Here is a 19,794-nt window from a genome sequence, read left to right as displayed (position 1 = left end):
AAATGCTTTATTTAAGAGTGATACGCTTTATTTCAGAAAGGACGGCTTTGCGGAGGTCTGCCAGTTTTACTTTTCGTTCGTTATGCCAAGGCATAGGACGCAGCAATGTCATGGCTTTTAAGCCCAGTCTTGCAGTAAGGATACCGACACCTAGCCCCTGCCCTGCTCGAGCTGAGACTTTGCCTGCAAGATCCATCGAGACGAGATCCATACTTGCATCAATCGCGAGCTCACTTGCTCCTGCAGCGGCCATGTTGATTAACACCAGTTTAAATAGCTTAATGCGAGACCAGTAGCCAAGCTCAATGCCATACACATCAGCAAGCTTGTCTATCATGGTGAAATTTCGCCAAGCCACCAACAACATATCAGCCGCCGCCAATGGACTCACCGCGACCAAAGCCGCCGATTCGGTCGAAAACTTAGTGACGATTTGAGTCGCTACTTTGTCTTGTTGACTCACGACTAACGCATCGTACATATCCAACACTTCTGCATCACTGTGTGCTGGGTTAATGCTGTTTCGCCACTTATCGTACGAAGGAGACTCAGCGATAATGCCACCTTGCTTGGCGATGTTTTCACAGAACGCTTTGCCCTTGCCGACACTTTGACTTTGGAGTAGCTCTTCACTCTGCTCTTGCACACTAAAGTGATCTTTAAGTGAACGCAGTTTCCACAGCTCTTTGCCTATTGCGCCTAAACCCAATGAAGCAATGGCAGCAATGAAGCCTGCCCAACCTAACGCCAGCCAGTCAGCCGATTGAATCGCGGTAATGACCGAATCAATTGCCTGCCATCCAACTAGGCCAGAGAAAGCGACCAATAAACCCGTTCCAAACCACTTCTTCTTTTTGCTCGGTCGAATCACTTGTTCCAATTGCTGCTCAGCTTCACCATCAAGATCAGCTTTCACTTGCGGTGCGACAGGGACAAATTTCTCTTGCTCTGTGAACAGTTGTTGAGCGCCTAAATCCGGGCCAACGTCACTCTTGTCTTGCTCATCAAAAGAGGTCTTCAACGGTTCGTTAAAGACCTGCTTTATTTTTAATTCACTCATTTTGATTGCCTCAATTACTTCAACTTGTCGCCAATGAGATACTCTAAAACCTTGTCGACTCTTAGATGTTGGCAAGGCTCATCGGAATGTTGCTCCATCGGTCTAAAGCTCGTGAAATCAAACTGGTTGGTTTCCCAATACTGTTTATTAGGTAACTTACGCGGCACCTCTCCCGGATACATGGTTTGAGGGACATTATCCAAAGTCACACCTTGCAACGCCGGAACATTGTCTGAACCCGACGAGATATAACCCGCGCTGGTCGCTTGAATAGACGCGATACTCATACAACTCATGTCGATGTGTTCAAACGCCGCCTGCTGCCAAGCTGGATGCACCATCTGTTGTAACAGTGACACCAAGTTCGGATGTTGATCCGGTGTCACGTGGTCAGCTTTTGTGGCTGCAAACAAGATCTTGTCGATCTTCGGCGCGAATAAACGTCTTAAGATATTGCTTCGACCGTACTTAAAGCTCTTAAGTAACTGTTCTAACGCGCCACGCATGTCCATGAAAGAGTCATAGCCCGCATTAAGTGGCTGTAAGCAATCCACTAGCACGATTTGTCTGTCGAACGTCGCGAAGTGATTCTTGTAGAACGCTTTGACGACCTTCTGTTGATACTCTTCATAACGCGCTTTAAGTACCGCATAGTTACTTGTTTTTGAGAACTTACCCTCAGGTGCGATGCACGGGAAGAATTGCAACACAGGCGCGCCTTCAAGCTCACCGGGTAATACGAATCGACCCGGTTGTACCCAATGCAGCCCGTTACTTTTACAAGTATGAAGGTACTGAGTGTAGCTATCGGCAATCGCGACCAGTTTCTTTTCGTCCGCTTCTGCTAGCAAATCGATATCACCACGCATGGCGTTCCACTGTTGCGAGTAAGTTTCTCTGTCGCCTTTCAATGCGGCAAACTGAGATTGGCTCCAGGTATCGAAGTCCATATCCAGTAACGGCAAATCAAGCAGCCATTCACCTGGATAATCGACAATATCGAGATAAAGGGTGCTGTTTTTACTCAGTAGCTTTTTCGCGCCCTTCGCAGGCTTATATTTGATTGCTAGACGAATCTCACTGACATCACGCGTTGGCACTGGCCATTCTGGTGGCTGTGCATTCAACGACTCCATCGCTTCATCATAAGAGAAGCGTGGAATCATCATGTTGTGTTGCGGGATACGCTTTGCGCCAATAATTCTTCCATCTCTCGCCGATGCAAGCAGTGGCAAGTTTTTGTGGGTAGACGTATGAAGAAGCTGATTAACCAGCGAAGTAATGAATGCTGTCTTACCCGCACGAGAGAGCCCCGTGACCGCTACTCGAATATGAGAATCCGTTCCTCTGCTTATAAAGTCACTCATTTCTTGAGTTAGGTGTTTCATTAGAACGACTCCGTGATAGTTAGGCTAGCTGGTTATGATAATAGAAAGGCAAGCCTATGTTCTTTCCCCGTTGGGATAGTTTGTATGCTTTTGCTTATGTTGATGAGTATGCAATACACATTCTTAATGCTAGATGAATAAAAGCCCCTGACTACATTCATAATCAGGGGCTTTAGAATTTTTGCACGATATCCGACGTCTAATCGTCTTCAATCAACTTGTAGATAACAAACAGTGCAATCTCTGCAATTAGCCAAAGCGCACATGTAATCGTCACGTATTTATTATCAAAGATACTGATCCCTTTCAAGATCAGGTCGTAGCCAACAAAAGCACCAATCACCACTGCCAAGATAATCTGTAGGATCTGAATAAAACGAGGCATTCCTCTCTCCTATGTTCTTATATCAAACTATGTGTTTATCACTATATCATTGATAATAAGACAAAAGTGCAGATAATGCTGCACTTTTGTCTTTAACTTTCTGTCAAAAATTGCAATTCAAACGCTGAAGTTAGCGACAATTACGATTTTTTGGCGTCGATTAATTACGCTTTCTCAGCTTCAGCAATCTTCACTTTCCACGTGTCAGGGCCGATCTGGTGTGCGTTCACGCCGTTAGAGTCAACCGCTACCGTTACAGGCATATCTTCAACTTCAAACTCGTAAATCGCTTCCATACCGAGATCTTCAAACGCAACAACGCGTGCTTTTTTAATTGCTTTTGCGACTAAATAAGCTGCACCACCAACCGCCATTAGGTAAACCGCTTTGTGCTCTTTGATTGATTCAACCGTTGCAGGGCCACGTTCCGCTTTACCGATCATGCCCATAATGCCAGTTTCGTTCAGCATCATGTCAGTGAACTTATCCATACGTGTTGAAGTTGTTGGGCCCGCAGGACCTACCGCTTCATCACCTACAGCATCAACAGGACCCACGTAGTAAATGAACTTGCCTTTGAAATCAACGCCGGCTGGTAAGCCTTCGCCGCTTTCTAGCATGCCTTGAATACGTTTATGAGCAGCATCACGACCGGTTAAGATCTTACCTGACAGAAGAACCGTTTCGCCGGTCTTCCACTCTTGTACGTCTTCTTTAGTCACTTCATCAAGGTTAACACGACGTGTATTTACGCCCGCTTCCCAAGTGATGTCTGGCCACTCTTCTAACTTAGGTGGCGTTAGCTCTGCTGGGCCGCTGCCATCTAGTGTGAAGTGAACGTGACGCGTTGCTGCACAGTTCGGGATCAAACATACAGGCTTAGAAGCAGCATGAGTTGGTGCTGTTTTGATTTTTACATCAACCACAGTAGTGAGACCGCCAAGACCTTGTGCACCAATGCCAAGCTTGTTTACACGGTTGAAGATGTCTAAACGAAGCTCTTCTTCTGCGTTCTCAGGACCTTTCTCGATAAGCTCTTGGATATCGATGTGTTCCATCAAAGATTCTTTCGCTAGCACAGCTGCTTTCTCAGCCGTACCGCCGATGCCTATACCTAGCATACCCGGTGGACACCAGCCTGCACCCATTGTTGGCAGCGTCTTCTCTACCCATTCTGCAATATCATCAGAAGGGTTCAGCATAACCATCTTGGTTTTGTTCTCAGAACCGCCGCCCTTAGCCGCGATTTGAATTTCAACTTTGTTGCCTGGAACCATATTAATGTGGACAACCGCTGGTGTGTTGTCTTTGGTATTAATACGCTTACCTACAGGGTCCATTAGGACAGATGCACGCAATGGGTTATCTGGGTTGTTGTAAGCTTGACGAACGCCTTCATCAACCATCTGTTGTACTGTTTGATCCGTTTCCCACCTAACATCCATACCGATGTTCACGAAACAAGTAACAATACCCGTATCCTGACAAATTGGACGATGGCCTTCCGCAGACATGCGCGAGTTGATAAGAATCTGAGCGATCGCATCTTTAGCTGCTTGGCTCTCTTCTTTCTCGTACGCTTTTTCTAGGGCTTGGACAAAGTCTAAAGGGTGATAATAAGAAATGTACTGAAGTGCGTCAGCGACACTGCTGATCACATCTTGCTTACGAATAACCGTCATTGCATGCCTCTTTATTGTTCTGGTTCCATGTGGGTTCACAGTTTGACTATATGTGCCAAATCGAATTAGGTGGTTTAGCTTTTTATTGTGTTGAGCTGTATTTAGTTGCTTTAGCAATCGCTTGCATAGCTTTAAACTAAACCACTTGGATTACTCCGTTCTAATCAAGAACCCATTTTATTTTCAATTTATGATACTCTTGCTTCCTCTCACACGCCATGCAGTGATCGAACTCTTTGTCACAAATTAAACAAATGAATAACAACGAATTTCGCTCTATCCAAATCAAGCCGCTTGAATATCAATCAACTTTAGCTAAACAGCTGTTTTCCCATATTGAAAACCTGCCGTGGGCAATGCTATTACGCTCCGCTTCAGAAAGCCACGTTGATAGTCGATACGATATTTTAGTTGCTCAACCCATCGCCACCTTCGAGACAATCGGTGCAGAAACGACCGTTAATGTTAATGAGACGTGCGAGGTTTCAGACTCTGATCCTTTCGAACTACTCGACCAATATCAGCAACAATTATTGCCTGCGACTAAAGAGCACACTCAGTTGCCATTCGTTGGCGGCGCTTTAGGCTATTTTAGCTATGATTTAGGGCGCAGAGTCGAGACACTTCCATCACTCGCAAAGCGTGATATTGAAGCACCTGACATGGCAGTTGGCTTGTATGAATGGGCTGTTATCGTTGACCACCAATTGAAAACGGCGTGTATTGTCGGTAGCAATATCGATGAACATCATGATTGGCTAATGCAGCAGATGGCTCAATCACACCTATCACATGCGCCCTTTGGGTTAACCACACCGTGGCAATCCAATATGAGCGAAGAGAGCTACGCCACTAAGTTCGATAGTGTTCAAGAGTACCTGTTATCCGGGGACTGCTATCAGATTAACTTAGCTCAGCGCTTCAATGCCCAATACCAAGGTAGTGAATGGCTGGCTTATGACAAGTTAGAACAGTACAACTCAGCGCCCTTTTCGGGTTTTATCCGTTTGGCCGACTGCGCAATCATCAGTGTTTCGCCAGAGCGTTTCTTAGAACTCAAAGACAACGTCATTGAAACCAAGCCAATCAAAGGCACACGACCTCGTTCTGAGGACCCGATGATTGATAATGCCAACGCGCAAGACCTAGCAAGCGCCGATAAAGATCAGGCGGAAAACTTGATGATCGTCGACCTACTTCGTAATGACATTGGCCGAGTAGCAAAACCGGGCACAGTGCATGTACCAAAGCTCTTCGATATTGAAAGCTTCCCTGCCGTGCACCACTTAGTGAGCACGATACGAGCGGACCTTGATGACCAATACTCTGCAACTGACCTTCTGAGAGCCTGTTTCCCTGGAGGATCGATTACTGGCGCACCAAAAGTTCGCGCGATGCAGATCATTGAAGAGTTAGAACCGCATCGACGTTCAGCGTACTGCGGCAGTATTGGCTACATCAGCCGAAATGGCAGAATGGATACCAGTATTACCATTCGTACATTAGTCGCCGAGAACAACACGCTTTATGCTTGGGCTGGCGGTGGCGTGGTATTTGATAGTGATTGTGCTTCTGAATACCAAGAAACACTGGATAAGCTGAGTCGAATTCTACCGGTACTTGAAGATTGCTAAACCTAGTGTCATTAACTGCGAGTTCCGCGACTTAATGACGAGTTCCTTAGCTTAACGGCTAGCAAAAGTTCGATATAAAAAGAAACCGAAGGATCGTAAGATCACTTCGGTTTTTTAGTCTGTAAGTTAGAGTACATAACTCACAACGCTTTATTCGCGTGTTTAAGCGACCTTCACCGCTGAGACACCCCACTTCTTGAGCATCTCTTTCAGATCGTTGGCGGTGTAAGGCTTACTCAAAATGTCATCCATTCCACACTGAATACAACGTTCGCGTTCTTCCAATGTCGTTCCGGCGGTCAGTGCCACAATAGATTTAACGTAACCCTTCTCTCTTAGCTTCTCTGTTGCTTCAAACCCGTCCATAACAGGCATTCTGCAATCCATGAATACAATGTCGTATTCGTTGTCTGACGCGAGCTCAAACCCTTCGACACCATTGCTTGCGATAGCTGGTTCAATCTCATGTTTACGAAGCATCTGTTGGATGATGATCTGGTTCATCTTAATATCATCAACCACCAGCACTTTAAGTAGTGACAATTCCGCCTCATACTCAAAGCCCTTGGCGACACTATCACTCTCTGCCGGAACATCGACAACTTGAAGAGGAATCGAGATGGTAAACGTCGTGCCTGAACCAACGACACTGGTCACCCCAATATCACCATTCATCAGAGCCACCAGTTTGCGACAAATCGCTAACCCAAGTCCTGTACCCTCATAGTTCCGACTACTTGAGTTATCTGCCTGCGTAAAAGGTTCAAACAGCGTCTTATGCGCCGATTCAGCGATTCCGACTCCGGTATCTTCTACAGAGAAAACAAATTGGTTTTTGTCCCACTCAATATCAACATTCACATGCCCTTCTTCTGTAAATTTAATCGCATTACCTATTAAGTTCACAAACAGTTGTGTGATGCGCTCTAAATCGCCTTGGAAATGGGAGGGAACGTTTGACGTAACACTGATATTGAATTCGAGCTGCTTCTCAATTGCTCGATTGACGAAGATGCTTTCAATCGTGTTTCTCAAATCACGTAGGGCAAATTTCTTTGGAATAAGCTCTAACATCCCTGCGTTAATTTTGCTGTAATCCAATAGATCATTAATGATGGTTCGGAGAAACTCTCCAGATTGGCTCAGGTTGTTCACTATCTCACGCTGAGAGCTATTCAGTTCGGTATCACTGATCAACTCGGCACTGCCTAGTAAGCCATTAAGTGGAGTTCTTAACTCATGATTAATCATGGCCACAAAGTCACGCGTTGCCCTTTCGGACTCTTCCGCTCGTTTACGTGATTCAATATTTCGGTTGATTGCTAGTTGATGGGTTAAGGCACTGCAGATAAGGTCCGTGACCAACAACAGTTGGCTTTGGATAAACTCGTAGTCTTGGTCTAACAACCTGACTCTGACGATTAACGCACCAACTATGACTTTTTCAACCTCTAAGGGCACGGTCAGTAGGTTGTCTTGCCAATGAGGTTCTTGAATGTCTTGCTCTAACACCTCGACAGTCTCATCGCCATAATCATAGGTCTGTAACTGAGGGATGAGCTTGGGAGGTAGAATCAAACGACTGGCTTCGATTAAGTAACTGTTAGTCACGTTGGTCGTTAGTTCAGATAGCATGACATCATCGAGATCATTTCTTAGAAACGCGCGCCCAAAATCAATCAACAGGTTGTCGATTTGTTCTTGGAATTCAATGCGGCGTATATTCGCGTTGGAGCGCTTTTCTAACTGACGCAAAGCAAGCTCAAGCTGTTGGTTAGCCTCGAACAGTTCGAGGCTCTTCTGTTCCAACAATCCTTCAGCCGCTTTCCTTGCCGCGATTTGACGCTTAAGCTTCTTCTCTAGGGCAGATGCCAGATCCATATTACTTTTCTACTTTGAGATTAAACCTAACCACGCTTTGGTCATCATTTTGTGGCGTCATCTCCACCGCGATAGATTCACCGTGGTATTCAGCACATCCTTCAATAAGCCCTAAGCAAACATGAGACATACACCTTGCGCTTTTGTAGTCAAAAACAAGTTGTGCTTCGTTCGTGGTGATAAAACTGAATTCAGGTGGCTCAGCATCTGGATAGAGCTTCTTCACTTCAACATGAATGTAACGCTCTACGTGCTGAATAAATTGAAAGGTGGTATTGCTGTGAGCAAGGCTCGCTTTATTCGGTAATGAGGCCAGTAAGTTCTTAAATACAGACTGCCCAAACACGCGTTGCAAGCTTGCCGCATCAATATCGGTTTTCTTACTCAAGTTGATAATCAACCTGACAAGGTCTTTGTGGTCGTAACTGCCGACCGACGTATAGATCCCTTCATCTTCTGACATTTCTAGAACTTCTTCCAAAAGCTCTAGCCCAAACTTGTCTTCAACAAGCTCTAAAAATTCGGTGAATATGATTCCTTTCATCTCATACCTTTTCTTCTATTTCTTTTTAGAATGGTCCACTAAGTTATTGTTATCAAATTCTTAAACAAAAAATCTACGTTTCGTCACCCAATTTTATGACATGGGTAACGCTTACTCGCCTGTATGCACATATTGAATATAGCAAAAATCGTCATTTTGAGGAGATTCATCGGTAAACAGCCTCTCATGACGCCCAATTGATAACTAAAAGAGGGAAAGTGAATGAAGAAAAACTCGATATTGGTAATCAACCCACGGTTATGTCTATACTTAAAATCATAATAATCAATATATTGGCTTGATATGAATAAAGAAAACTTCCTTCAGCAATTCCAACTTAACCCTACCGTTGGCTATCATCCTGAGTCAGTAGAGCGTGTTTCGCACATCAGTGGCGAGCAATTACGTAAAGCGGCAGTGGTGGTAGGTTTAGTTGAAAGAGAAGATGGTTTACATGTCATTTTTACTAAAAGAGCGGCTCATTTAAAGCATCACCCCGGCCAAGTCAGCTTTCCTGGTGGTAAACACGAACTTTCTGACCCTTCTATGCAATTCACTGCACTCAGAGAGCTCCATGAGGAGGTGGGAATTCGATCGGATCAAGTTAAAATTATTGGGCAATTACCAGCATTGAGTACTATTAGTAAATTTTCTGTGACGCCGATTATTGCCATGGTCGATCCTGACTATGAAGCCATCATTGATGAGAACGAAGTTGCCTCAATTTTTGAGGTACCCGCTACCTATGTTTTAGACCAAGCCAAGTTACACAGCCACACTGTTAACTTTAAACAAATCAAGCATCGGGTTTTTGCGATGCCTTTCCAAGAGCACCTAATTTGGGGCGTTACGGCGCAAATTATCCATTCACTGCAGCAACATGTAGTGCAACAAATCACATAGCAACTACGTTTTGTTTAATCTCTGTTAACAAAATCCAGACTTTCTATGGAACAGATTTATTAATGCAATTTTACGCAAACGTTTCCCTGGTATAAATCTATACAACCCCGCCTTTCGCATAAATAAAAGTAATACCAAGCATAAACATAAATCACCTGTGGCACGCTATTTTCGTGATCAAAAATCCGTTTTTCGCATATCATGTGACACGCCGTTTCATTACATGATTTAGATCTATTTTTTGCAGAAGAAAATTCTGCAGAATTAGCCCCGACTTATTTCCTGTTCCCAAAAAATGAGTAATTTAACATGAACACAACAACTTCTTCGGCAAATGCCGTTAAAGATTCAAGCAAGTTTAACTATAAAGATTTTACCTGGTGTTTATCACTATTCGGTACAGCAGTTGGTGCTGGCGTACTATTCCTTCCAATCAAAGCTGGTGCGGGTGGTTTTTGGCCATTAGTTATCCTAGCTCTAATTGCGGCACCAATGACTTGGTTCGCACACAAATCTCTAGCTCGTTTCGTACTGTCTGCTAAAAACCCTGAAGCTGATATTACAGACACAGTTGAAGAGCACTTCGGTAAGACTGGCGCAAACATTATTACTTTTGCTTACTTCTTCGCTATCTACCCGATCGTTCTTATCTACGGTGTTGGTATCACAAACACAGTTGATTCTTTCCTAGTAAACCAAATGGGTATGGAATCTATTCCACGTCCTCTTCTTTCTGGTGCACTTATCCTTGCTATGACAGCAGGTGTTGTATTCGGTAAAGAGCTGATGCTTAAAGCAACTTCAGCAATGGTTTACCCACTAGTATTCATCCTACTAGCGCTATCTTTTTACCTAGTTCCTGATTGGAACACTTCAATGATGGACGTAAGCCCAGAATGGTCAACAATGCCTTCTATTATCTGGCTTGCTATTCCAATCATCGTGTTCTCTTTCAACCACAGCCCAATCATTTCACAGTTCTCTAAAGAGCAACGTCGTGTATACGGTGATGACGCAGTTAAGAAAACTGACGCGATCACTGGTGGCGCAGCAATGATGCTGATGGGTTTTGTAATGTTCTTCGTATTCTCTGTAGTGCTTTCTCTATCTCCAGAGCAACTAGCAACAGCGCAAGCACAGAACATCTCTGTTCTTTCTTACCTAGCTAACGTTCACGAGTCTCCACTTATCTCTTACATGGGTCCTCTTGTAGCATTCGCAGCGATTACTTCTAGCTACTTCGGTCACTTCCTAGGTGCTCACGAAGGTCTTGTTGGTCTAATCAAGTCTCGCTCTGGTTCTTCAATCTCTAAGATTGAAAAAGCATCTCTAGCGTTCATCGTTGTTACAACTTGGATTGTTGCGATAGTTAACCCAAGTATCCTAGGTATGATTGAAACAATGGGTGCTCCAATGATTGCAGCTATCCTGTTCCTAATGCCTGTGTTCGCGATGCAGAAAGTACCAGCTATGGCTAAGTACAAAACTTCAGCACCTGTGCAAATCTTTACAGCTTTATGTGGTCTAGCGGCTATTAGTTCTGTAATCTACGGCGCTCTTTAATCTCAAGCCCTTTTTATAAGATGGCATCCATCTTATATCGCGAGATTAGACAAAAAATATAATGATAATAAATGAGCCTCCCTACTCCCCTTGGGAGGCTCTCTTTTTGAGGTAATCGCTATGATTAGTGTATTTGATATCTATAAAATCGGTGTTGGTCCATCGAGCTCACACACAGTTGGACCAATGAAAGCGGGTAAAGAATTTATTGATGACCTACGTTCAATGGGAAAATTGCGCGACATCACTAAAATCACCGTGGACGTTTATGGATCACTATCACTGACAGGGAAAGGTCACCACACAGATATCGCAATCATCATGGGTCTTGCTGGCAATACTCCTGAGCGTGTTGATATCGATTCTATTGCTGGCTTCATTGCTCGCGTAGAAGAAACTGAGCGCCTTCCTGTTGGCATGCACTGTCATACAGTATCGTTCCCACGCGATGGCGGTATGAACTTCCACACTAGCAACCTTTCTCTACACGAGAACGGCATGAGCATTCATGCATGGGTTGGTGACGAAGTTGCATACTCAAAAACGTACTACTCAATTGGCGGCGGTTTCATCGTTGACGAAGAGAACTTCGGCAAAGAAGAAGAAAACCCAATCAAAGCACCTTACGAATTCACAACAGCTGAAGAGCTGGTTAATCAGTGCAAAGAAAGCGGTCTTTCTATCAGTACACTGGTTATGAAAAACCAAGCAGCGTTCCACTCAGACGAAGAGTCTCGCACTTACTTCGCTAACATCTGGAAAACTATGCGTGAGTGTATGGATCGCGGTATGAATACTGAAGGTATCCTGCCTGGTCCACTACGTGTTCCTCGCCGTGCAGCAGCACTTCGCCAACAGCTAATGACTTCAGAAAAAACAACCAATGATCCAATGTCGGTTGTTGACTGGGTAAACATGTTTGCTTTCGCAGTAAACGAAGAAAATGCAGCTGGCGGCCGTGTAGTAACGGCACCAACAAACGGCGCATGTGGCATCATCCCTGCTGTATTGGCTTACTACGATAAGTTCATCCAAACAGTGACAGAGAAAGATTACATCCGTTACTTCGCAGCTTCTGGCGCGATCGGTGGTCTTTACAAGCGTAACGCTTCAATCTCTGGTGCTGAAGTTGGCTGTCAGGGTGAAGTTGGTGTGGCATGCTCTATGGCTGCTGCTGGTCTTGCTGAGCTTATGGGTGGTAGCCCTGAGCAAGTATGTATGGCTGCAGAAATCGGCATGGAGCACAACCTAGGTCTAACATGTGACCCAGTTGCTGGCCAAGTACAAGTACCATGTATCGAGCGTAACGGTATTGCTGCAGTTAAAGCAATCAACTCGACTCGTATGGCGCTTCGTCGCTCTTCTGCTCCTACTGTTTCTCTAGATAAAGTTATCGAAACAATGCTAGAAACAGGTAAAGACATGAACGCTAAATACCGTGAGACATCTCAAGGTGGTTTGGCTGTTAAGGTTGTTTGTTAATCATTCTGAATTAATAAACCGATAATAAAAAGGAACGCCGATGCGTTCCTTTTTTGTATCTGAAGCTTTTGGAGCTAAAGCTTGGTGACTGATTGATTCAACCGACCAAATTGTTTTGTTAAATCACTTGCGAGATAAGCAGGAAACAACCAAACAGCAGTGAGAACAACATCATTGCGCTGCCACCTTCTGCTCGGTATCGGTCATCAGCAACTTTCATGAAGCGCTGCTTGTGAACCATAACCAGAGGAACAAACACCGCTAGGAACACCAAGATGATACCTGCGTAATTCAGTACTTGTAGGAACTTGTCTGCAGCAAGCAATGAACCAGCCAACGGCAAGATAAAGCTAATGCAGTACGTTACCGCTGTATTTTGGTTGAACATGTCTTTGTTCTGGTTGAACAACGCCATCGCCACACCAAAGAAAGAGGTCAACAACGCCAAGCCCGTGAAGGTAGACAGAACGTTACCCACCCAAGGAGACTGAGCCTCAAACGCCGCCATCAAATCTGATACGTTCTCAAAGCTTCTGAATTGATCTTCACTCAAGTTGCCCACTACCGCAAACAACCAACACAAGTAACACACTAATGGGATCAGAGAACCGATGATCACCATGTTACGCAGCTGTTTATCTGTCGCTTCGTGGTTGTAAGAAACCAAGGTTGGAATCACCACCATAAAGCCAAAGCTCGTAAACAGGATGGCACTGGTTTTGATTAGATCAACGTGGTCATGGCTGGTTACCTGCATCAAGTTTTCTTGAGTCATGCTCGGCGCTAAGAACGCCATGGTGGCAAACAAACTAGCAAGCATCACGAAGAACAATGCTCGATTGAGCTTATCAATCACACCAGTACCACTTGCGACTACTGCGCCAGCAAGCAAGGTAAACACGGTTTGGCTGGTAGTCGCGGTAATTTCGACGCCAAAGTTAGACAGTAACTTACTCAGCAAGTCACCTGCGCCCAGAATGTAAGCCATTAATAGGCAAATCAACAACGCGTATAGCAAGCCGTTGGTAAGCAACTGACCTTGTTTACCCAAGGTTTTTCGGGCAATAGAGTTTAATCCTAGACCGCCACCCGCTTTGATGGTCGCTTCTAGAAGTAGTAATGCTGCGTAAGTCGTACCGAAGCAGATCAGTACCATAAGCAGTGTGCCGTAAAGCAATCCGAATTGAGCTAATACCATTGGGATCGCAAGCATACCAGCACCGAGAGCGGTACCAGCGATAATTAGGGAGCTACCCATCATTTTAATATTCATTGTTTTTAACTTATTTGTTTAGTTTTTATAGATGTGAGTCTTCGTTCATCGAGCGGATGACAAAGGAGTTCAGATAGAAATAAAGTTATAAAACGAATAACAATAGGGGCGATAAGCGGTAAAGAAGCGTGCAGAGACGTTGTCGAACAGGGCGTTCAAAGGGGAGCTTGTCTTAAAAGAGGTAAAACGAGAAGCGTGAGTAAGCATTAACTGATGTGGTGAACCTTCCGTAGGTTCAATAATCGGTGATGTAATCTTGAATTTCATGTATGTGTCCAATAAGTCACATTCCATAGTATTTGAAGCAGCGTATCCGTTGCTGCCCTACCTCTATCATAGAGGTCTTTTCATCTTATCGAATGAGCCTCGAAACACAACGCTATAACCACAATTTTTGCTATTAAATTGAACAAAACAACCATTTGGATATAAATTGACCACTAAGTCGTCTAAAACAATAGTCTTTATTGATAAAAGACAAGCGGACAAATACATCGAGCTAATTAACAACCTAGGCTTTTCTAATTATCAGCACAATCAAAACAAGATGCTGCACTTCAATTTTCCCAAAACAACAGTCTGTTTTAAGAACAGCGAGGAGCTTGAAGCGCGTTCCATTTCAACACTAGGTTCCGCACAAACTTGCTACATCACAGAAGCATAACCACAACCGGAGTGTGGTCACACAATTCGTTATACCCCATAGGTGGTAGGGATTCTTACTAGTACAGTATTTGCGTCATTATAATTAATAAAAACAAACACCTTATGCGCTCAACAATCACCTTCAAAATCCTAGTGGCTCTCGCCATCGTGTTCACTTTTTTGCTAGCAATATCGACCTATTTCCAATATTCGCAGCAAAAGCAACTTGTAAACTCAGTGTTAAGTGAGCAGCTTCACGACAAAGCAAGTAACTACTTCGATAGCCTCAACATGATGATGCTCACCGGCACCATGGCACAGAAAGAGACCCTTCGTCAGAAAGCACTGGCTCAAGAAGGCATTGAAGACGTTCGTGTTTTACGCGCCGACGCTGTCAGCAAGTTATATGGCCCAGGTAATGACAACCAAACACCGGTTGACGATATTGATAAACGAGCGCTAGCGGGCGAAACCGTTATCGAACCTTTTTCTGCTGATTGGGGCAAAGGCTTGGTTATTGCTCTGCCAATGAAGTCGAGTGAAGATTACCGAGGAACCAATTGTGTCGCCTGTCATATGGCACCAGAAGGTGAAGTCTTGGGTGCGATTCGTCTCGAATATAACCTTAACCATGTTAACTCGCTGATTAACACTCAAACCATGGCTGCTATTGGCATTATGGCAGTGATCTCGTTTGCCGGATTTGTCCTTACGATGGGATTAATTCGTAAGATTATCGTGCGCCCGCTGCAACAGACTTCTCGCTTTATGACCCAAGTCAGCAACGATAAAAACCTATCCACTCGCCTGCCGGAACAAAGCAAGGATGAGATTGGCACGCTGGCTAACTCCATCAACTCGTTCATGGGAACCGTATCCGACAGCTTAGAAAAGGTACAAAACACCTCGCACAAACTGAATGCGTCTGCCAACCAACTGACTAGTGTCGCGCAAATTACCGAGCAAGCCGCCAGTGACCAGCAAAGCGAAACCGCCGAAGTGCAACATAATGTCGAAGGAATACAGGCACAGCAAGTCAATGTAGAACAAGCGACTTTAACGGCTTCAGAGCTTATTAATCACACCGCAGATGTGGCATGTAAGAGTGCCAACCAAGCACACGACGCAAGCAGTGAGATAAAAAACCTCGTTAGCAGCATAGAAGAAGTGAAACACAAAATACTGACACTCAATGAGCAAACCGGAGAGGTCTCTTCAATATTGAGTGTGATTCGTGGCATTGCTGACCAAACCAATCTTCTGGCCTTGAATGCAGCAATTGAAGCGGCACGTGCGGGAGAACAAGGTCGTGGGTTTGCGGTGGTGGCTGATGAAGTTCGCCATCTTGCATCACGAACCGCTGAAGCAACAGGCAGTATTGAGTCAATCATTCATCAGTTCCAGCAAGGCAGCGAAGAGTCGCTGACTTCTGCCGATCGCGTTTGCGAACAAGCCCATCAAAGCTCAACCGATATCGACGCACTTTCAATTGAAATGAATGGTGTGGTCGAAGAGATGAAACAGGTGCTGGCTCACGCACAGAATATTCAGCAGCAAACGCAATCCACCACACAAGCGACTCAAGATGTTCAACAAAAGGTTGAGACCATCACCTCTCACGCCAACAACACGTCGCAATCTGCGGCTGAAACTCGCAACATCAGCAATGACTTAGAAGAGCTGTCTGATCACCTTGAGTCACTGATTAATCAGTTTACTTTGTCGAGTACAAAGAAGAAGTCATAGATCGCCAACAAAAAAGCGCTCAACAATGAGCGCTTTAACTTCATAACAATGTCTAGTTCAGGCTTTCAGGCTTTCAGGCTTTCAGGCTTTAAAAGTACCTTAAGCCAAGATTAGTGCGTAATGGAAACCGCGGTTAAGTCTTTATGCTTGTGATACATCGCGTGTTTGACTATCAGATTCGCACTCACGCTATCCATTCCTGACACTTCAACGTAAGCCCCTTTTTTACGGAACTTGAACACAACCTTATCAAGCGCCTCGACCGAGGTATTATCTAAGAATGACGCATCCGATATATCGATGGTCACTAAAGAGGTCGCGTTGTCATAATCAAATAAGTCGACAAACGCATCTGACGAAGCAAAGAAGACATGGCCTTTTACTCGGTGAATGGTGTGCATTTCGTTTGTCACGACTTCATCGGATATAAACACCATGGATTTGCTGGCATGTGCATAAAACAGAGCCGACAGCACCACGCCAACCGCAATACCTATCGCTAAGTTATGAGTAAACACCACCACCGCCACGGTTGCTAGCATGGTTACATTGGTTGGCAGTGTGTGATCTTTAAGCTCAACAATAGAACGCCATGAGAATGTGCCGATTGAAACCATGATCATCACAGACACTAAAGCCGCCATCGGTATAAGCTTCAACCAATCAGAAACAAACACCACCATTAGCAACAAAACAACCCCTGCGATCATGCTGGATAATCGGGTTAAGCCGCCTGATTTGATGTTGATGATCGACTGACCGATCATTGCGCAGCCCGCCATTCCACCAAATAATGAAGCAACGATGTTCGCAACGCCCTGCCCTTTACACTCATTGTTTTTATTGCTTTCAGTATCAGTCAGGTCATCGACTATGGTCGCTGTCATCAAGGATTCCAACAAGCCAACCAGAGACAGAGCAATCGAATATGGCAGGATGGTTGCAAGCGTCTCAAACGTGAATGGAATATTAGGAATCAAGAACACAGGCAGTGAATCGGGAAGCTTGCCCATATCGCCAATCGTTCTCACATCTAAGCCGAAGAGCAAACTAATGATTGTCAGAGCAACAATCGCGACCAGTGGGGAAGGTATTGCACGACCAAACTTGGGAAAATAAGGAAGCAGATAAATGATCGCCAAACCCAAAGCGACTAACACGTAAACGCTTGACGGGAAGTTGATTAATTCAGGAAGTTGAGCCATGAAAATTAGAATGGCGAGCGCGTTAACAAATCCAGTAATCACCGATTTGGAAACGAAATTCATCAGGTTACCAAGCTTGAGATACCCAGCTGCGATCTGAATGACGCCAGCTAGGAATGAAGCGGCGAGTAGATATTCTAATCCGTGCTCTCTCACTAAAGTGACCATTAGTAGCGCCATAGCGCCTGTTGCACCAGAAATCATTCCCGGACGACTGCCAACCAAAGCAGTGACGACACAAATACAGAACGAGGCATAGAGCCCTACTTTATGGTCAACGCCTGCAATAATTGAAAATGCGATGGCTTCAGGGATCAATGCGAGTGCAACCACAATCCCAGATAATGAATCTCCTTTAACGTTTGATAACCAGTGTTTTTTTAAATAATTAAGCATGTAATTCTCTTTTACTTGTACAGCCAGTCCTGCCTTGTTGAGACATAATTTGATCGACTGTTTTTCTTGAATGAGCGAGCGCTCGAAAAGTGCGGGTGTAGAGAGAATGCAGGGGTTAAGGCGGCGTAATTAACACGTAGATATTAAACTCCTCTTGTTGCTTTAGTGGGAAATTAAGAAGGTGATCAAGTCCAAAATGACTGAATCCGCGCCAATGTAGAGTGAGTCTCAACACAATCACACTCCCATTATTGAAAACAAAGGTTTCGATTACGCCATGCTCGTTCAGCAGCTCACATAGGGTGAAAGGTAAGGCTGACGCTAAGATCGAACAAAAAACACACCCTCAAACCTATTTATCGTCAGTAGACACAATATTTCTTTCACCAAGCAAGAATAAAGGTTGAAGCTGTCGGTATGACAGGTAATATGTTCAATCGATTTAAAAAGTTTATACAACTTAATGTTTCGGCTAATTATTGTGCAAATGTATATTTATTTGCAGCAATGCCAGAGACTTTGAGTTGAATTTGTCCCTCAATGGAGAATGAAATCAACATGACTTACGCGCCTGTAACAGACGTACTTGGCGGCAAGCTAGCGGTAGACAGTGAAGTAACTGTTCGCGGCTGGATCCGTTCACGTCGTGATTCCAAAGCTGGAATCTCTTTCCTTGCCATTTATGACGGCTCTTGTTTCGACCCGATTCAGGCCGTGGTTCCTAATAATCTTAATAATTACGAAAACGAAGTATTAAAGCTAACAACTGGCTGCTCTGTTGAAGTAACGGGTAAGATTGTTGAGTCTCCTGCGAAAGGTCAAGACTTCGAACTAGCAGCAACTGACGTTAAAGTTGTAGGCTGGGTTGAAGACGCTGACACTTACCCAATGGCTAAGACACGTCACTCTATCGAATACCTTCGTGAAGTTGCTCACCTACGTCCACGTACAAACGTGATTGGCGCAGTAGCACGTGTACGTAACTGTCTATCTCAAGCGATTCACCGTTTCTACCACGAGCAAGGCTTCTTCTGGACTTCTGCTCCGCTTATCACTGCATCTGATGCAGAAGGCGCTGGTGAAATGTTCCGTGTTTCTACGCTAGACATGGAAAACCTACCACGCACTGAAAAAGGCGACGTAGACTTCAACGAAGATTTTTTCGGTAAAGAGACGTTCCTAACAGTATCTGGCCAACTTAATGCTGAAGCTTATGCTTGTGCACTAAGCAAGGTTTACACGTTCGGTCCTACGTTCCGTGCTGAAAACTCAAACACAAGCCGCCACCTAGCTGAGTTCTGGATGGTTGAGCCTGAAGTTGCGTTTGCAGACCTTAACGATGTAGCGAAACTGGCTGAAGACATGCTTAAGTACGTTTTCGCTGCTGTTCTTGAAGAGCGCCGCGACGACCTTGAGTTCTTCGCTTCTCGCATCGACAAGCAAGCAATTACTCGTCTAGAGCAATTCGTAGACGCTGATTTCGCACAAGTTGACTACACTGACGCAATCCAAATCCTACTAGACTCTGGTAAGAAATTTGAGTTTGACGTTGAGTGGGGCATCGACATGTCTTCTGAGCATGAGCGTTACCTAGCTGAAGAGCACTTCAAAGCACCTGTTATCGTTAAGAACTACCCGAAAGACATCAAAGCTTTCTACATGCGCTTAAACGACGACGGCAAAACAGTTGCAGCAATGGACGTACTTGCACCAGGCATCGGTGAAATCATCGGTGGTGCACAACGTGAAGAGCGTCTAGACATTCTAGACGAGCGTATGATTGCTATGGGTATCGACCCTGAGCACATGAGCTGGTACCGCGACCTACGTAAATACGGTACAGTGCCACACGCTGGTTTCGGTCTTGGTTTCGAGCGTCTAGTATCTTACGTAACAGGTATGGGTAACGTTCGTGACGTGATTCCATTCCCACGTACACCACGCTCTGCAAACTTCTAATTCGAAACCTATTCGATATTAAAAGTTAAGAACATAAAAAAACCTCCG

At 44.6% G+C, this 19,794-nt stretch carries 15 protein-coding genes; 6 read left to right on the top strand and 9 right to left on the bottom strand.

Annotated features, from left to right (window positions below):
* Positions 1-7 precede the first annotated feature (7 nt).
* The 4 genes from AB4493_RS18920 to AB4493_RS18905 all read right to left on the bottom strand — a co-directional run bounded on the left by AB4493_RS18920 (position 8) and on the right by AB4493_RS18905 (position 4,515).
* Positions 8-1,060 carry a YcjF family protein gene (locus tag AB4493_RS18920; protein WP_372155599.1) on the bottom strand — a complete coding sequence of 351 codons (1,053 nt, stop codon included), beginning with the start codon at positions 1,058-1,060 and terminating at the stop codon, positions 8-10.
* A gap of 14 nt (positions 1,061-1,074) precedes the next feature.
* Complete coding sequence (locus AB4493_RS18915; RefSeq protein WP_017067718.1) at positions 1,075-2,448, bottom strand: YcjX family protein; 1,374 nt, start codon at positions 2,446-2,448, stop codon at positions 1,075-1,077.
* 199 nt (positions 2,449-2,647) lie between these two features.
* Positions 2,648-2,833, bottom strand: a complete 186-nt coding sequence (locus AB4493_RS18910; RefSeq protein ID WP_004734731.1) for a hypothetical protein — start codon at positions 2,831-2,833, stop codon at positions 2,648-2,650.
* A 164-nt stretch (positions 2,834-2,997) separates the two neighbouring features.
* The gene (locus tag AB4493_RS18905; protein ID WP_372155598.1) at positions 2,998-4,515 is read right to left on the bottom strand and encodes a fumarate hydratase; all 1,518 of its coding nucleotides are present in this window, start codon (positions 4,513-4,515) and stop codon (positions 2,998-3,000) included.
* Positions 4,516-4,769: 254 nt separating this feature from the next.
* On the opposite strand from AB4493_RS18905, the gene pabB reads away from it, so the two are divergent.
* Positions 4,770-6,149 carry an aminodeoxychorismate synthase component I gene (pabB, locus tag AB4493_RS18900; RefSeq protein ID WP_017065426.1) on the top strand — a complete coding sequence of 460 codons (1,380 nt, stop codon included), beginning with the start codon at positions 4,770-4,772 and terminating at the stop codon, positions 6,147-6,149.
* A 162-nt stretch (positions 6,150-6,311) separates the two neighbouring features.
* Here the strand turns inward: pabB and AB4493_RS18895 are convergent, their stop codons facing one another.
* Together AB4493_RS18895 and AB4493_RS18890 are read right to left on the bottom strand one after the other, a co-directional pair.
* Positions 6,312-8,030: an ATP-binding protein gene (locus AB4493_RS18895; RefSeq protein WP_102428579.1), complete on the bottom strand. Its 1,719-nt coding sequence runs from the start codon at positions 8,028-8,030 to the stop codon at positions 6,312-6,314.
* 1 nt (position 8,031) lies between these two features.
* Complete coding sequence (locus AB4493_RS18890) at positions 8,032-8,574, bottom strand: heme NO-binding domain-containing protein (RefSeq protein ID WP_065584176.1); 543 nt, start codon at positions 8,572-8,574, stop codon at positions 8,032-8,034.
* 303 nt (positions 8,575-8,877) lie between these two features.
* Between AB4493_RS18890 and AB4493_RS18885 the strand changes: the two genes are divergently transcribed.
* The 3 genes from AB4493_RS18885 to AB4493_RS18875 all read left to right on the top strand — a co-directional run bounded on the left by AB4493_RS18885 (position 8,878) and on the right by AB4493_RS18875 (position 12,522).
* Positions 8,878-9,477 carry a CoA pyrophosphatase gene (locus AB4493_RS18885; RefSeq protein WP_017060422.1) on the top strand — a complete coding sequence of 200 codons (600 nt, stop codon included), beginning with the start codon at positions 8,878-8,880 and terminating at the stop codon, positions 9,475-9,477.
* Between the two features lie 309 nt (positions 9,478-9,786).
* Entirely contained in the window at positions 9,787-11,040 is a 1,254-nt protein-coding gene (locus AB4493_RS18880; RefSeq protein ID WP_372155597.1) for an aromatic amino acid transport family protein, read from the top strand.
* A 120-nt stretch (positions 11,041-11,160) separates the two neighbouring features.
* Positions 11,161-12,522, top strand: a complete 1,362-nt coding sequence (locus tag AB4493_RS18875; protein WP_017060420.1) for an L-serine ammonia-lyase — start codon at positions 11,161-11,163, stop codon at positions 12,520-12,522.
* 118 nt (positions 12,523-12,640) lie between these two features.
* Here AB4493_RS18875 and AB4493_RS18870 read toward each other — a convergent pair whose 3' ends face one another.
* Together AB4493_RS18870 and AB4493_RS18865 are read right to left on the bottom strand one after the other, a co-directional pair.
* Positions 12,641-13,783, bottom strand: coding sequence for an amino acid permease (locus AB4493_RS18870; RefSeq protein ID WP_017065421.1), 1,143 nt, complete (start codon positions 13,781-13,783; stop codon positions 12,641-12,643).
* A gap of 81 nt (positions 13,784-13,864) precedes the next feature.
* Positions 13,865-14,062: a hypothetical protein gene (locus tag AB4493_RS18865; RefSeq protein WP_372155596.1), complete on the bottom strand. Its 198-nt coding sequence runs from the start codon at positions 14,060-14,062 to the stop codon at positions 13,865-13,867.
* 501 nt (positions 14,063-14,563) lie between these two features.
* On the opposite strand from AB4493_RS18865, the gene AB4493_RS18860 reads away from it, so the two are divergent.
* Positions 14,564-16,186, top strand: a complete 1,623-nt coding sequence (locus AB4493_RS18860) for a methyl-accepting chemotaxis protein (RefSeq protein WP_017068771.1) — start codon at positions 14,564-14,566, stop codon at positions 16,184-16,186.
* Positions 16,187-16,296: 110 nt separating this feature from the next.
* On the opposite strand, the gene AB4493_RS18855 is transcribed toward AB4493_RS18860, so the two are convergent.
* A complete protein-coding gene (locus tag AB4493_RS18855) occupies positions 16,297-17,787 on the bottom strand; it encodes a SulP family inorganic anion transporter (protein ID WP_372155595.1) in 1,491 nt (496 codons plus the stop codon).
* A gap of 558 nt (positions 17,788-18,345) precedes the next feature.
* Here AB4493_RS18855 and asnS point away from each other — a divergent pair.
* Positions 18,346-19,746: an asparagine--tRNA ligase gene (asnS, locus tag AB4493_RS18850; RefSeq protein ID WP_017060416.1), complete on the top strand. Its 1,401-nt coding sequence runs from the start codon at positions 18,346-18,348 to the stop codon at positions 19,744-19,746.
* Positions 19,747-19,794: the final 48 nt, after the last annotated feature.

The organism is Vibrio sp. 10N.222.55.A1, assembly GCF_041473835.1.
Lineage (GTDB): Bacteria > Pseudomonadota > Gammaproteobacteria > Enterobacterales > Vibrionaceae > Vibrio > Vibrio crassostreae_C.
This window is presented reverse-complemented; position numbering and strand designations above follow the sequence as displayed.

Bases quoted from the DNA above. Each gene is read 5' to 3' on its own strand.
- AB4493_RS18920 (WP_372155599.1), bottom strand. From the start codon at position 1,060: ATGAGTGAATTAAAAATAAAGCAGGTCTTTAACGAACCGTTGAAGACC.
- AB4493_RS18915 (WP_017067718.1), bottom strand. From the start codon at position 2,448: ATGAAACACCTAACTCAAGAAATGAGTGACTTTATAAGCAGAGGAACG.
- AB4493_RS18910 (WP_004734731.1), bottom strand. From the start codon at position 2,833: ATGCCTCGTTTTATTCAGATCCTACAGATTATCTTGGCAGTGGTGATT.
- AB4493_RS18905 (WP_372155598.1), bottom strand. From the start codon at position 4,515: ATGACGGTTATTCGTAAGCAAGATGTGATCAGCAGTGTCGCTGACGCA.
- pabB (WP_017065426.1), top strand. From the start codon at position 4,770: ATGAATAACAACGAATTTCGCTCTATCCAAATCAAGCCGCTTGAATAT.
- AB4493_RS18895 (WP_102428579.1), bottom strand. From the start codon at position 8,030: ATGGATCTGGCATCTGCCCTAGAGAAGAAGCTTAAGCGTCAAATCGCG.
- AB4493_RS18890 (WP_065584176.1), bottom strand. From the start codon at position 8,574: ATGAAAGGAATCATATTCACCGAATTTTTAGAGCTTGTTGAAGACAAG.
- AB4493_RS18885 (WP_017060422.1), top strand. From the start codon at position 8,878: ATGAATAAAGAAAACTTCCTTCAGCAATTCCAACTTAACCCTACCGTT.
- AB4493_RS18880 (WP_372155597.1), top strand. From the start codon at position 9,787: ATGAACACAACAACTTCTTCGGCAAATGCCGTTAAAGATTCAAGCAAG.
- AB4493_RS18875 (WP_017060420.1), top strand. From the start codon at position 11,161: ATGATTAGTGTATTTGATATCTATAAAATCGGTGTTGGTCCATCGAGC.
- AB4493_RS18870 (WP_017065421.1), bottom strand. From the start codon at position 13,783: ATGATGGGTAGCTCCCTAATTATCGCTGGTACCGCTCTCGGTGCTGGT.
- AB4493_RS18865 (WP_372155596.1), bottom strand. From the start codon at position 14,062: ATGAAATTCAAGATTACATCACCGATTATTGAACCTACGGAAGGTTCA.
- AB4493_RS18860 (WP_017068771.1), top strand. From the start codon at position 14,564: ATGCGCTCAACAATCACCTTCAAAATCCTAGTGGCTCTCGCCATCGTG.
- AB4493_RS18855 (WP_372155595.1), bottom strand. From the start codon at position 17,787: ATGCTTAATTATTTAAAAAAACACTGGTTATCAAACGTTAAAGGAGAT.
- asnS (WP_017060416.1), top strand. From the start codon at position 18,346: ATGACTTACGCGCCTGTAACAGACGTACTTGGCGGCAAGCTAGCGGTA.